Source organism: Pseudomonas sp. H3_E04 (genome assembly GCF_054668915.1).
This window is the reverse complement of sequence record NZ_CP162797.1, coordinates 903734-916137: the sequence shown is the minus strand read 5'-3', so window position 1 is coordinate 916137 and position 12404 is coordinate 903734. Positions and strand designations below refer to the sequence as shown.

Below are 12404 nucleotides of genomic sequence, written 5' to 3'. Positions count from 1 at the left end.
TTTTTTTGTCGGACAAAATCATTTACGTATGAGCGTAAGGAGGAACTCATGCGTAGCACCGATATTTTCGTCATCGAATACAAACTGCACGACCAGCCAAAATCATTCGTCATCCGCGCCAAGAGTATGCGCAACGCCGACGCTTGGCATTGGGCGAGCTGTGACGCCGGTATTGCGCCGATTCCAAAACCGGGCAAACCGCCGTTGAAAGTCGTTTCCAAACCCCAGGCCGAGCGCTACGGCATCACCCATGTGAAGTGGCGCGAAACCGCAGCACTGGACTGGACGGAGGCATAGGCAAACGGCGCGGCTCAAGCCACCCTGCATGTCAGCCAGGCGCCCCAGAACAGACTACTGAAAAACCGCGTCGCCTCACCGAACCCCGCGTGTTGCAACAACGCCTGAACCGCCGCCTCCGAGTGCGGCGGATCAGCGCCCTGCAAAATCTTCCCGAGTTTCGCCTGCACCTCCTCGGCGGTGGCGCCCTGCTGTCGCCAGCGCTGGCTCCAGGCTTGGAGCAGCAACGGCTGACTTTCGTAAGCGTAATGATTGCCGGCGACGATCAACGGCGCGCCGGGTTTGAGCCGGGCGTGAATGGATTGCAGGATCTGTTGCTTGGCCGTGTCGCCGCCCAAGTGATGCAGCACGCCGATCAGCGTCGCGGCATCGAAGGACGCGTCTGCCGGCAAGTCTTCGACATGGCCGAGATGTACTCGGGTTCTGTGCAACAGATCATTGGCGCGCAAGTGCTCGGTGGCGGCACTCAGCATCGGCTCGGAAGGGTCCACTGCAGTGAAATTCCAGCTTGGCTCCAGCGCGGCCATGGCGATGATTTCCTGCGCTGTGCCGCCGGCACCGACCACCAGCACTTTTGCCGAGCGCGACGGGCCGAGGCTGGCGGCCAACATGCAGGCGGACAGGTCGTGACAGGCGTCGTAGCCGGCCAGGGCAATGCGACTTTGCCTGGCGTATTCATTGGCTCTGGAGTTGTCGAATTTGCCGGCGGGATCGAGGGCGAGTTGGGTCATGGGGATTCTCCTTGTTCTTGATGGCACGCTACGCCATGAGCATCAGGAAGAAAAATCCAATGATTTCATGGGGGATATTCCGCTGGGGAATACGCAGGCACGCCGTCGTCAGGTCTGCCGGAGCGCTCAGGTGCCCAACGTCAATCCATTCGCCGGCAAGGGCAGCGCAGTCTTGTAGCGAACCTGCTTGAGGGCAAAGCTCGAGCGGATGTTGGCGACGCCGGGCACCTTGGTCAGAAAATCCATCATGAAGCGTTCCAGCGACTGGATGCTCGGCACCAGCACGCGGATCAGATAATCCGGATCGCCGGCCATCAGATAGCACTCCATGACCTCGGGGCGATCCGAGATCGCTTCCTCGAAATGCTGCAGCGCTTCTTCCACCTGTTTCTCCAGGCTGACGTGAATGAACACGTTGACGTGCAGCCCCAACAGATCAGCGTCAAGCAGTGTTACCTGCTCACGAATCAGGCCCAATTCTTCCATTGCCTTGACCCGGTTGAAGCATGGCGTCGGCGACAGGTTCACCGAGCGAGCGAGGTCGGCGTTGGTGATGCGCGCGTTCTCCTGAAGGCTGTTGAGAATGCCGATATCGGTACGGTCCAGTTTGCGCATGAGACAAAACCACCTGTTTTTTATGTTTATGCAGATTTTCTATCTGCAAATGGCCGCCAGTGCAACGAAACACAGAGAAATATTCTTCTTGCCCGCGCCTATGATTGTTGTAGGACAAGATTTCCTCATCCCGGAATGACTGCCAGCTCACTACAAGAAATTCACAAGATCGAGCGTAGAAGCCATGACCCAAGCGTATGAACCGCTGCGCCTGCACGTCCCTGAACCCTCGGGCCGTCCCGGCTGCAAAACCGACTTTTCCTACTTGCATCTGACCGATGCCGGTACGGTGCGCAAACCTCCAATCGATGTAGAACCTGCCGACACCGCCGACCTGGCGCGGGGCCTGATTCGCGTGCTTGACGATCAGGGCAACGCCCTCGGCCCCTGGGCTGAAAACGTGCCGGTCGAGATTCTGCGCAAAGGCATGCGCGCGATGCTCAAGACGCGCATCTACGACAACCGCATGGTCGTCGCCCAGCGGCAGAAAAAGATGTCGTTCTACATGCAGAGCCTCGGCGAAGAAGCTATCGGCAGCGCCCAGGCGTTAGCACTGAACATCGACGATATGTGCTTCCCGACCTACCGCCAGCAAAGCATCCTGATGGCCCGCGATGTGCCGCTGGTCGACCTGATCTGCCAGTTGCTGTCCAACGAGCGCGATCCGCTCAAGGGCCGCCAGTTGCCGATCATGTATTCGGTCAAGGACGCCGGGTTCTTCACCATTTCCGGCAACCTCGCCACCCAGTTCATTCAAGGCGTCGGCTGGGGCATGGCCTCGGCGATCAAGGGCGACACCAAAATCGCCTCGGCGTGGATTGGTGACGGCGCCACCGCCGAATCCGACTTCCACACCGCCCTGACCTTCGCCCACGTTTACCGCGCGCCGGTGATTCTTAACGTCGTCAACAATCAGTGGGCGATTTCCACCTTCCAGGCGATTGCCGGTGGTGAAGCCACCACCTTCGCCGGACGCGGCGTCGGTTGCGGCATCGCTTCGCTGCGTGTCGATGGCAACGACTTCTACGCCGTCTACGCCGCTTCCGCCTGGGCTGCCGAGCGCGCCCGGCGCAATCTCGGCCCGACCATGATCGAATGGGTCACCTACCGCGCCGGCCCGCACTCGACCTCCGACGATCCCTCGAAATACCGCCCCGCCGATGACTGGAGCCACTTCCCTCTCGGCGATCCGATTGCGCGTCTGAAACAACACCTGATCAAAGCCGGCCACTGGTCCGAGGAAGAGCACGCCACCGTCAGCGCCGACCTCGAAGCCGAAGTCATCGCCGCGCAGAAACAGGCCGAACAGTACGGCACCCTCGCCGGTGGCCAGATTCCGAGCGCCGCGACCATGTTCGAAGACGTCTACAAAGAGATGCCGGAGCACTTGAAGCGCCAGCGTCAGCAGTTGGGGATCTGACATGAACGATCACAACAACAATATTCAGTTGGAAACCGCCATGACCACGACCACCATGACCATGATCCAGGCCCTGCGCTCGGCCATGGATGTGATGCTTGAGCGTGATGACAACGTCGTCGTCTTCGGCCAGGACGTCGGTTACTTCGGCGGTGTGTTCCGCTGCACCGAAGGCCTGCAGACCAAGTACGGCACCTCGCGCGTGTTCGACGCGCCGATTTCGGAAAGCGGCATCGTCGGCGTGGCCGTTGGCATGGGCGCTTACGGACTGCGCCCGGTCGCCGAAATCCAGTTCGCCGACTACGTCTACCCCGCCTCCGACCAGATCATTTCCGAAGCGGCGCGTCTGCGTTATCGCTCGGCCGGCGAATTCACCGCACCGATGACCCTGCGCATGCCGTGCGGCGGCGGTATCTACGGCGGCCAGACTCACAGCCAGAGCATCGAGGCGATGTTCACCCAGGTGTGCGGCTTGCGCACGGTCATGCCGTCCAACCCGTATGACGCTAAAGGCCTGCTGATCGCCTCCATCGAAAACGATGACCCGGTGATCTTCCTTGAGCCGAAACGCCTGTACAACGGCCCGTTCGACGGCCATCACGACCGCCCGGTAACCCCGTGGTCGAAACACCCTGCCGCGCAAGTGCCGGACGGCTATTACACCGTGCCGCTGGACGTCGCTGCGATCACCCGCCCGGGCAAGGACGTGACCGTGCTGACTTACGGCACCACCGTGTATGTATCGCAAGTCGCTGCCGAAGAATCCGGCGTCGATGCCGAGGTCATTGACCTGCGCAGCCTGTGGCCGCTGGACCTGGAAACCATCGTCAAGTCAGTGAAGAAAACCGGCCGCTGCGTGGTGGTTCACGAAGCCACCCGCACTTGCGGTTTCGGCGCCGAACTGGTGTCGCTGGTGCAAGAGCACTGCTTCCATCACCTGGAAGCGCCGATCGAACGCGTCACCGGTTGGGACACGCCCTACCCGCACGCGCAGGAGTGGGCGTATTTCCCAGGGCCGTCCCGAGTGGGTGCGGCGTTGAAACGGGTCATGGAGGTCTGAATGGGCACGCACGTTATCAAGATGCCGGACATCGGCGAAGGCATCGCAGAAGTAGAACTGTCGCAGTGGCACGTCAAAGTTGGCGATCTGGTGGTTGAAGACCAGGTGCTGGCGGATGTGATGACCGACAAGGCGATGGTCGATATTCCGTCGCCGGTGCATGGCAAGGTGATTGCTCTTGGTGGTCAGCCGGGTGAAGTGATGGCGGTCGGCAGTGTGCTGATCAGCATCGAAGTCGAAGGGGCTGGCAACCTTAAAGAGTCCGCCGCGCCTGTTGTTACGAAAGAGCCAGTTGCACCGACAGTTGAAGCCGTTGTGGAGAGCAAACCTGTTGCAGCCGCGCCGCACCCTGCCCCTGCTCCAGCCTGCCAAGGCCCGATGGTTGCTCGCGAAGCAGACGAACGCCCGCTCGCCTCGCCGGCCGTGCGCAAACACGCGTTGGATCTGGGCATCCAGTTGCGTCTGGTCCGCGGCACCGGCCCGGCCGGGCGTGTGCTACACGAAGACCTCGAGGCTTATCTGGCGCAAGGTCAGTCGAACGCTTCGGCGCCAGCTGCCGCTTACGCCCAACGCAACGACGAAGAACAGATTCAAGTGATCGGCATGCGCCGCAAGATCGCTCAACGCATGCAGGATGCTACTCAGCGTGCCGCGCATTTCAGCTACGTCGAGGAAATCGACGTCACCGCGATCGAAGAACTGCGCGCGCATCTGAATGAAAAGCACGGCGCCAGTCGTGGCAAGTTGACCTTGCTGCCGTTCCTCGTTCGCGCGCTGGTTGTGGCCCTGCGCGACTTCCCGCAGATGAACGCCCGTTACGACGACGAAGCGCAAGTCATCACCCGCCTCGGCGCGGTGCATGTCGGTGTCGCCACGCAAAGCGATGTCGGGCTGATGGTGCCAGTCGTGCGTCACGCCGAAGCGCGCAGCCTGTGGGACAGCGCCGCCGAGATCTCGCGCCTGGCCAACGCCGCGCGCAATGGCAAGGCCAGCCGCGATGAACTGTCCGGCTCGAGCATCACCCTGACCAGCCTCGGCGCGTTGGGCGGTATTGTCAGCACGCCGGTGCTGAACCTGCCGGAAGTGGCCATCGTCGGCGTGAACAAAATCGTCGAGCGGCCAATGGTGGTCAAAGGCCAAGTGGTGATCCGCAAGATGATGAACCTCTCCAGCTCCTTCGATCACCGCGTGGTCGATGGCATGGATGCGGCGCTCTTCATTCAGGCCATCCGTGGCTTGCTCGAACAACCCGCTACCTTGTTTGTGGAGTAATGGAATGCAATCTCTGAACACCACGCTGCTGATCATCGGCGGCGGCCCCGGCGGTTACGTCACCGCGATCCGCGCCGGGCAACTGGGTATCCCGACCATTTTGGTCGAAGGCCAATCGTTGGGCGGCACCTGCCTGAATATCGGCTGCATTCCGTCAAAAGCGCTGATTCATGTGGCTGAGCAGTTCCACCAGACGCAGCATCACAGTCAGCATTCAGCGCTCGGCATCAGCGTTGCCGCGCCGACCCTGGATATCAGCAAAAGCGTTGAGTGGAAGGACGGCATCGTTGATCGCCTGACCACTGGCGTCGCTGCGCTGCTGAAGAAGAACAAGGTCCAGGTCGTGAATGGCTGGGCGAAAATCATCGATGGCAAAACCGTGGAAGTCAGCGATACGCGAATCCAGTGCGAGCATCTGGTGCTGGCCACCGGTTCGACCAGCGTCAACCTGCCGATCCTGCCGATTGGCGCGCCGATCATCTCCTCCACCGAAGCGCTGGCGCCGACGTCCGTGCCAAAACGCCTGGTCGTGGTCGGCGGTGGTTACATCGGCCTGGAATTGGGCATTGCCTATCGCAAGCTCGGCGCCGACGTCAGCGTGGTCGAGGCGCAGGACCGGATTCTGCCGGCCTATGACGCAGAACTGACGCAACCGGTACATGAAGCGCTGAAGCAACTGGGCGTGAAGCTGTACCTCAAGCACAGCGTGCTGGGTTTCGACGGCACATTGCAGGTGCGCGATCCCGAGGGCGAAACCTTGAACCTGGAAACTGATCAGGTGCTGGTCGCGGTCGGACGCAAACCCAATACTCAAGGCTTCAATCTCGAAGCGCTGAACCTGGATATGAACGGTTCGGCGATCAAGATAGACAGCCGTTGCCAGACCAGTATGCGCAATGTCTACGCCATTGGCGATGTCAGCGGCGAACCGATGCTTGCTCACCGCGCCATGGCCCAAGGCGAGATGGTTGCCGAGCTGATCAGCGGCAAAACCCGTGAGTTTACCCCCACCGCCATCGCTGCCGTGTGTTTTACCGACCCGGAACTGGTGGTGGTCGGCAAGACCCCGGACGAAGCCAAGGCGGCCGGCGTGGACTGCATCGTTTCCAGCTTCCCGTTCGCCGCCAACGGCCGGGCGATGACCCTGGAATCGAAAAGCGGCTTCGTGCGCGTGGTTGCTCGTCGGGATAATCATGTGATTGTCGGTTGGCAAGCGGTGGGTGTTGGGGCTTCCGAATTGTCGACGGCGTTTGCACAAAGCCTGGAAATGGGCGCGCGGCTGGAAGACATCGGCGGCACCATTCATGCGCACCCAACCTTGGGCGAAGCGGTGCAGGAAGCGGCATTGCGTGCCCTCGGGCATGCGTTGCATATGTGATGTGCGGTGGCAGTGATGGCCCCTTCGCGAGCAGGCTCGCTCCCACAATGGGAATGCATTTCAAATGTGGGAGCGAGCCTGCTCGCGAATTCTTGAGGGCAACACTATTTATCTGAGCGTCATCCGATAGTCCGGGCTGCGAAACCGCTCAAGAATGAAGTATTGTTGTGCCCATCCAAAAAAACGTCAGAAGCCTTGAACCGTTTCGGCGGTTGTTCAGTGATAGAGGGTGTCATGGGTAACGAAAGCATCAATTGGGACAAGCTGGGTTTTGACTACATCAAGACCGACAAGCGCTATCTGTCGTACTTTCGCGATGGCGAGTGGGACAAAGGCACCCTGACCGAAGATAACGTCCTGCACATCAGCGAAGGCTCCACAGCCCTTCACTATGGTCAGCAGTGCTTCGAAGGCATGAAGGCCTATCGTTGCAAGGACGGTTCGATCAACCTGTTCCGCCCGGACCAGAACGCCCTGCGCATGCAACGCAGCTGCGCGCGTCTGCTGATGCCGACGGTCGATACCGAGCAGTTCATCGAAGCCTGCAAAGCCGTGGTCCGCGCCAACGAGCGTTTCATCCCGCCGTACGGCACCGGCGGCGCGCTGTACCTGCGCCCGTTCGTAATCGGCGTTGGTGACAACATCGGCGTACGCACCGCGCCCGAGTTCATCTTCTCGATCTTCTGCATTCCGGTCGGCGCCTACTTCAAGGGCGGCCTGACCCCGCACAACTTCCAGATCTCCAGCTACGACCGCGCGGCCCCACAAGGCACCGGTGCGGCCAAGGTCGGCGGCAACTACGCCGCCAGCCTGATGCCGGGCTCGAAGGCCAAGAAAGCCAACTTCGCCGACGCGATCTACCTCGATCCGATGACCCACACCAAGATCGAGGAAGTCGGTTCGGCCAACTTCTTCGGGATCACCCACGACAACAAGTTCGTAACCCCGAACTCGCCGTCGGTCCTGCCAGGCATCACCCGCCTGTCGCTGATCGAACTGGCCAAATCGCGTCTGGGCCTGGAAGTGGTTGAAGGCGACGTGCTGATCGATAAGCTGTCGGACTTCAAGGAAGCCGGTGCCTGCGGTACCGCAGCAGTGATCACGCCGATTGGTGGCATCAGCTACAACGATCATCTGCATGTATTCCATAGCGAAACCGAGGTAGGCCCGGTGACCCAGCAGCTCTACAAAGAGCTGACTGGCGTGCAGACCGGCGACATCGAAGCGCCAGCGGGCTGGATCGTCAAAGTTTGAATTGACAGTTATTGATGTGGAAAAGCCCTCCATTGAGTGATTGATGGAGGGCTTTTTATTGGGCTACAAAAAGTCAAAAGATCGCAGCCTTCGGCAGCTCCTACAGAGACCGTGTAGGAGCTGCCGAAGGCTGCGATCTTTTGATCTTCTATTTCAAAGCAATCCGCTTCCCGGCTCGACTGGCAATCCCACTCGCCTGCCCATTCTGCTGCTTGCCCATCCGCGCCTGGGTGATCAATCCCGGTATCAACTCGCCCTCCGGCAGGTTCTTCCAGAAACGAACCGGCAGATGCCCCTGCATGACCTTCGGGTTCAAACGCGCCGGGTTGAAGATGTGGCTGTAGTAGGTCAACCAAAGATCGCCATGCGGGTCGTCGACATTCTGCGCCAGCTGTTGCCATTCAATCGGGCACTGGCGCTCGTGAATCAACTGCTCACCGTCGTAGTACACACCATCGCGCGGCGTGGCGATCAACCAGCGATGCTGGCCCATGCGCCCGATGAAATGCTCACTGGCGCTGTGCAGGATGTCATGGGCCGGCTCGTGCCACGCCACGTATTGCGGGCCGGGCAGATCCTTCGGCCGCTCGATGAAACGCACGAATGCATGCAGATGATGGGCCTCGCGGCTGACCTGCTTGATGCGGCGCTGCAACTCGCTGCCGAGTTTATCGCCGGCCATCATCGCCGTACGATCGCCATGACTGACGCGCCACAGCACTTCATACAACAAGCTCCAGCGTTGCTCGCCGCGATAGCGCGCCGCTTGTTCGAGGGTGTCGAGCAGCGCGCGCGGAATACGCGCCTGAAACGGCCCCTGCCCTTCGGGAACAGGATCATCACTGGCAAACAGATCGCCAACGCCCTCCGCCGCCCAGCTCACCAGACTCGGATCGATTTCATGACTGAGCAACCAGCGCGCCTGCTGGCGCCAGGTGTCGAACAGATCATCGCAATCAAGACTGATCATCCCCACAACCCCATCTGCTGCGGCATCGGCCGGTCGCGCAATTGCTGGTAGAGCATATGGCTGGTGACTTCCGCCTGTTGCGGGTGGTAATCGCTGGTGATGATGAACGGCTTGGCCTTGGCCAGCACACAGCGCATCCGCGCGACGTCTTCGTAACGGATGCGGCGCTGGCGGCGCAACTCGACCAGGCGCTCGGTGGTACGCAAACCGATGCCGGGAATGCGCGCGATCAGCGATGCGTCGGCACGGTTGAGGTCCAGCGGGAACACTTCGCGATTTTCCAGCGCCCAGGCCAGCTTCGGATCGATGTCGAGCGCCAGATTGCCCGGCCCCTTGAGTAATTCATCTGCGCTGTAGCCGTAGCTGCGCAGGAGGAAATCAGCCTGGTACAAACGGTGCTCGCGCATCAGCGGCGGCGCGGCGAGCGGCACGCTTTTCGGGCTGTCGGGGATCGGGCTGAATGCTGAGTAATAAACCCGGCGCAGACGGAAGTTGCCATACAGGGATTGGGCGCTGTGGAGGATGGTGCTGTCATCGGTGTCATCGGCACCGACAATCAATTGCGTACTTTGCCCGGCCGGGGCGAATTTTGCCGAGCGCGGCTCGTTCAGCACCGTTTGCACGCCGGTGTAGATGGTGTTCATCGCTTGCTTGATCGAGGTGATGTCCTTCTCCGGCGCAAGCGTCTGCAGGCTGGCGTCGGTGGGCAATTCAATGTTGACGCTGAGACGGTCGGCATAACGCCCGGCTTCTTCGATCAAGGCAGGATCGGCTTCGGGAATGGTCTTCAGATGGATGTAGCCGCGAAACTCATGCTCTTCACGCAGCAACTTCGCCACGCGCACCAGTTGCTCCATGGTGTAGTCCGCCGAGCGGATGATTCCGGAGCTGAGAAACAGGCCGCTGACGCAGTTGCGCCGGTAGAAATCCATGGTCAGCGTCACGACTTCTTCCGGGGTGAAGCGCGCACGCGGCACGTCGCTGGAACGGCGGTTGACGCAGTACTGGCAATCGTAAAGGCAGAAGTTGGTCAGCAGAATTTTCAGCAACGACACACAACGCCCGTCCGGCGTGTAGCTGTGACAAATGCCCATGCCATCCGTCGAACCGAGCCCGCTCTTGCCCTCGGAGCTGCGCTTGGGCGCACCACTGCTGGCGCAGGAGGCGTCGTACTTGGCGGCGTCGGCGAGGATGCTGAGCTTGTCGATGATTTGCATGGCGCGGACTCTTTACTGTGTGCATATACAGTATAGGCTCGCCCGCCGCGAAACAAGTTGATGGATGACCCCTCGTCGGCTGGCCATCTGAATTGCGACCAACCGCGCAACCAGGGGAGCGAGCCTGCTCGCGAAGAGGCCCTGCCAGTCACCGTAACTCAGCGATCAAACCGCCCATTGCAAGATCAACCAGCAATTCGCCCCGCTGATCAACACAAACAGACCCCACGCCAGAACGCGCGTCGGCCAGCGATTGACGAACGGCCCCATCAATTGCCGGTCGTTGGTCATGCGAATCAGCGGGTACAAGGCGAACGGCAGTTGCAGGCTGAGCACGACCTGGCTCAACACCAGCAACTTGCCGATCGCGCCATCCCCGAGCAGCCATACGCCGATGAACGCCGGTATCAGCGCCAGCCCGCGAGTGATCAAACGCCGCTGCCAGCACGGGATGCGCAGATTCAGATAGCCCTCCATGATCACCTGCCCGGCGATGGTCCCGGTAAAAGTCGAGCTCTGTCCCGACGCGAGCAGCGCCACACCGAACAACACACTCGCCAGCGCACCGCCCACCAGCGGATCAAGCAGGTGATAAGCGTCCTGAATATCGACCACATCGGTGTGCCCGGACTGGTGAAACGCCGCCGCTGCGAGAATCAGAATCGCCGCGTTGACCAGCAGCGCCAGGGCCAGCGAACCGATGGTGTCGATGCGCGCCAGTTTCACTGCGTCCTGCTTGCTCGCCAGGTCCTTGCCGATCATCCGCGTCTGCACGATCGAGGTGTGCAGATACAGGTTATGCGGCATGACGGTGGCGCCGAGGATGCCAATGGCCAGATACAGCGGCGCAGCATCGCCAATAGCCGACAGCGACGGTTTGAAGCCCATCGCGACGTCTGGCCAGTAGGGTTTGATCAGCAACAGCTCAACGAAAAAACACACGCCGATGGTCGCGACCAGCACCAGCATGATCGCTTCGAGACGGCGGAAACCACGGTTCTGCAGGGCCAGCACCAGCAGTGTGTCGAACGCCGTCAGAGCGATGCCGAAGGTCAGCGAACAGCCGAGTAGCAGGTGAAATGCCAAGGCGCAGCCAAGCACCTCAGCGAGGTCGGTGGCGATGATCGAGATTTCCGCCAAGCCCCACTGCAAACGCGCGGTCGGCGTGCTGTAGCGCTCGCGGGACAGCTGCGCCAGATCGCGACCAGTGGCGATGCCCAGCCGCGAACACAGGCACTGCACCACCATGCCGGCCAGGCTCGCCAGCAGCACCACGAACAACAGGCTGTAGCCAAAACGCGAACCGGCCTCGATCGCGGTCGCCCAGTTGCCCGGGTCCATGTAGCCAATCGACACCAGCAAACCTGGGCCGGCGAAACGCAAAACGCGCTTGAAGAACGAGGCAGTAGGATCGACCGCGACGCTGCCGGCCACTTCCGGCGGGCAAAACGGCGCGGTGGCGATTTTGGGCAAACTGAATTTCACGCACACATCCAGAAACAAACACGGGAGCCCGGCAGCTTAGACGTTTCGACCAAAGCGTTGAAGAGCAAAAGATCGCAGCCTTCGAAGCGCTGCGATCTTCTGATCTTATGGGGTCACGCCCAGCAACTGCTCGCGCAACTCGGGACTGCGCGTACGGGGATCCAGCCAGATATCAAAAAACGCCTTGGCAAATTGCGGATCGTCGATTTCATGCTGAAGCTTCTGGCCGATAAAAAAACGCGCGCCCTGCCCCGGCAGATACACACCGGTGATGCGTGTGCCGGCCTGCACATCGACGAACGATTGCTGCATCTGCACCTGCCAATCGGCCAGTTGTGCCGGACTGACACGGGGGCCGCCGAGACGTTTGATTTCGTCGACGCTGGTGCTGACCAGATCGTCTCGCGAAATTTTGCGCCGGTAGATCAGTTCCAGTGCAAACGGCTGGCCGTCCGCCAGAGGCCGCGCGGCACTCCACAGACGCGCACTGTAAACGTCGAAGCCGAACACACTGAAATCGCCGCTGCCGATGATTTGCGCCCCCGGCACCGCGTCCTGCCAATTGGCCCATGTCGGCGTCAGCAACAGGGCCCACAAGCCGATGCCACAACAGCCACGTACGAGCTTGGGTGTTCTGTTCATCGCCGTATCGTCTCCGCCGCATTGTGATGATCAAAGCATAGCCGGATTCGCGCTTGAATTTTT

The 12404-nt window shown here is 60.6% G+C and carries 12 protein-coding genes; 6 read left to right on the top strand and 6 right to left on the bottom strand.

The window, feature by feature from the left end:
• The first annotated feature begins 48 nt into the window (after positions 1 to 48).
• The gene (locus AB4N53_RS04235; RefSeq protein ID WP_460118436.1) at positions 49 to 297 is read left to right on the top strand and encodes a DUF6555 family protein; all 249 of its coding nucleotides are present in this window, start codon (positions 49 to 51) and stop codon (positions 295 to 297) included.
• Positions 298 to 311: 14 nt separating this feature from the next.
• Here AB4N53_RS04235 and AB4N53_RS04230 read toward each other — a convergent pair whose 3' ends face one another.
• Positions 312 to 1028: a class I SAM-dependent methyltransferase gene (locus AB4N53_RS04230; RefSeq protein ID WP_460118434.1), complete on the bottom strand. Its 717-nt coding sequence runs from the start codon at positions 1026 to 1028 to the stop codon at positions 312 to 314.
• Positions 1029 to 1154: 126 nt separating this feature from the next.
• The gene (bkdR, locus tag AB4N53_RS04225; protein ID WP_039762201.1) at positions 1155 to 1643 is read right to left on the bottom strand and encodes a Bkd operon transcriptional regulator BkdR; all 489 of its coding nucleotides are present in this window, start codon (positions 1641 to 1643) and stop codon (positions 1155 to 1157) included.
• Between the two features lie 184 nt (positions 1644 to 1827).
• On the opposite strand from bkdR, the gene AB4N53_RS04220 reads away from it, so the two are divergent.
• From AB4N53_RS04220 to AB4N53_RS04200, 5 genes are all read left to right on the top strand, one after another.
• Positions 1828 to 3063 (top strand): thiamine pyrophosphate-dependent enzyme, encoded by a 1236-nt coding sequence (locus AB4N53_RS04220; protein WP_460118432.1) that lies wholly within the window; start codon positions 1828 to 1830, stop codon positions 3061 to 3063.
• Between the two features lies 1 nt (position 3064).
• On the top strand, positions 3065 to 4123 hold the full coding sequence (locus AB4N53_RS04215) for an alpha-ketoacid dehydrogenase subunit beta (protein WP_007952909.1): 1059 nt from the start codon (positions 3065 to 3067) through the stop codon (positions 4121 to 4123).
• Positions 4124 to 5395, top strand: a complete 1272-nt coding sequence (locus tag AB4N53_RS04210) for a dihydrolipoamide acetyltransferase family protein (protein WP_460118429.1) — start codon at positions 4124 to 4126, stop codon at positions 5393 to 5395.
• A 4-nt stretch (positions 5396 to 5399) separates the two neighbouring features.
• Positions 5400 to 6773, top strand: a complete 1374-nt coding sequence (gene lpdA / locus AB4N53_RS04205) for a dihydrolipoyl dehydrogenase (protein WP_460118427.1) — start codon at positions 5400 to 5402, stop codon at positions 6771 to 6773.
• 234 nt (positions 6774 to 7007) lie between these two features.
• The gene (locus tag AB4N53_RS04200) at positions 7008 to 8027 is read left to right on the top strand and encodes a branched-chain amino acid aminotransferase (RefSeq protein ID WP_016775201.1); all 1020 of its coding nucleotides are present in this window, start codon (positions 7008 to 7010) and stop codon (positions 8025 to 8027) included.
• A 148-nt stretch (positions 8028 to 8175) separates the two neighbouring features.
• Here AB4N53_RS04200 and AB4N53_RS04195 read toward each other — a convergent pair whose 3' ends face one another.
• The 4 genes from AB4N53_RS04195 to AB4N53_RS04180 form a co-directional block, all read right to left on the bottom strand.
• Positions 8176 to 8997, bottom strand: coding sequence for a TIGR03915 family putative DNA repair protein (locus AB4N53_RS04195; RefSeq protein ID WP_460118425.1), 822 nt, complete (start codon positions 8995 to 8997; stop codon positions 8176 to 8178).
• Positions 8994 to 10214 carry a putative DNA modification/repair radical SAM protein gene (locus AB4N53_RS04190; protein ID WP_039762216.1) on the bottom strand — a complete coding sequence of 407 codons (1221 nt, stop codon included), beginning with the start codon at positions 10212 to 10214 and terminating at the stop codon, positions 8994 to 8996. The genes AB4N53_RS04195 and AB4N53_RS04190 overlap by 4 nt, the downstream gene beginning before the upstream one ends.
• A gap of 165 nt (positions 10215 to 10379) precedes the next feature.
• Positions 10380 to 11699 carry an Nramp family divalent metal transporter gene (locus AB4N53_RS04185; protein ID WP_460118423.1) on the bottom strand — a complete coding sequence of 440 codons (1320 nt, stop codon included), beginning with the start codon at positions 11697 to 11699 and terminating at the stop codon, positions 10380 to 10382.
• A 105-nt stretch (positions 11700 to 11804) separates the two neighbouring features.
• The gene (locus AB4N53_RS04180) at positions 11805 to 12341 is read right to left on the bottom strand and encodes a chalcone isomerase family protein (protein ID WP_460118421.1); all 537 of its coding nucleotides are present in this window, start codon (positions 12339 to 12341) and stop codon (positions 11805 to 11807) included.
• Positions 12342 to 12404 lie beyond the last annotated feature (63 nt).

Excerpts from the sequence above, each read along its gene's own strand:
- AB4N53_RS04235 (WP_460118436.1), top strand. The coding sequence starts at position 49 with ATGCGTAGCACCGATATTTTCGTCATCGAATACAAACTGCACGACCAG.
- AB4N53_RS04230 (WP_460118434.1), bottom strand. The coding sequence starts at position 1,028 with ATGACCCAACTCGCCCTCGATCCCGCCGGCAAATTCGACAACTCCAGA.
- bkdR (WP_039762201.1), bottom strand. The coding sequence starts at position 1,643 with ATGCGCAAACTGGACCGTACCGATATCGGCATTCTCAACAGCCTTCAG.
- AB4N53_RS04220 (WP_460118432.1), top strand. The coding sequence starts at position 1,828 with ATGACCCAAGCGTATGAACCGCTGCGCCTGCACGTCCCTGAACCCTCG.
- AB4N53_RS04215 (WP_007952909.1), top strand. The coding sequence starts at position 3,065 with ATGAACGATCACAACAACAATATTCAGTTGGAAACCGCCATGACCACG.
- AB4N53_RS04210 (WP_460118429.1), top strand. The coding sequence starts at position 4,124 with ATGGGCACGCACGTTATCAAGATGCCGGACATCGGCGAAGGCATCGCA.
- lpdA (WP_460118427.1), top strand. The coding sequence starts at position 5,400 with ATGCAATCTCTGAACACCACGCTGCTGATCATCGGCGGCGGCCCCGGC.
- AB4N53_RS04200 (WP_016775201.1), top strand. The coding sequence starts at position 7,008 with ATGGGTAACGAAAGCATCAATTGGGACAAGCTGGGTTTTGACTACATC.
- AB4N53_RS04195 (WP_460118425.1), bottom strand. The coding sequence starts at position 8,997 with ATGATCAGTCTTGATTGCGATGATCTGTTCGACACCTGGCGCCAGCAG.
- AB4N53_RS04190 (WP_039762216.1), bottom strand. The coding sequence starts at position 10,214 with ATGCAAATCATCGACAAGCTCAGCATCCTCGCCGACGCCGCCAAGTAC.
- AB4N53_RS04180 (WP_460118421.1), bottom strand. The coding sequence starts at position 12,341 with ATGAACAGAACACCCAAGCTCGTACGTGGCTGTTGTGGCATCGGCTTG.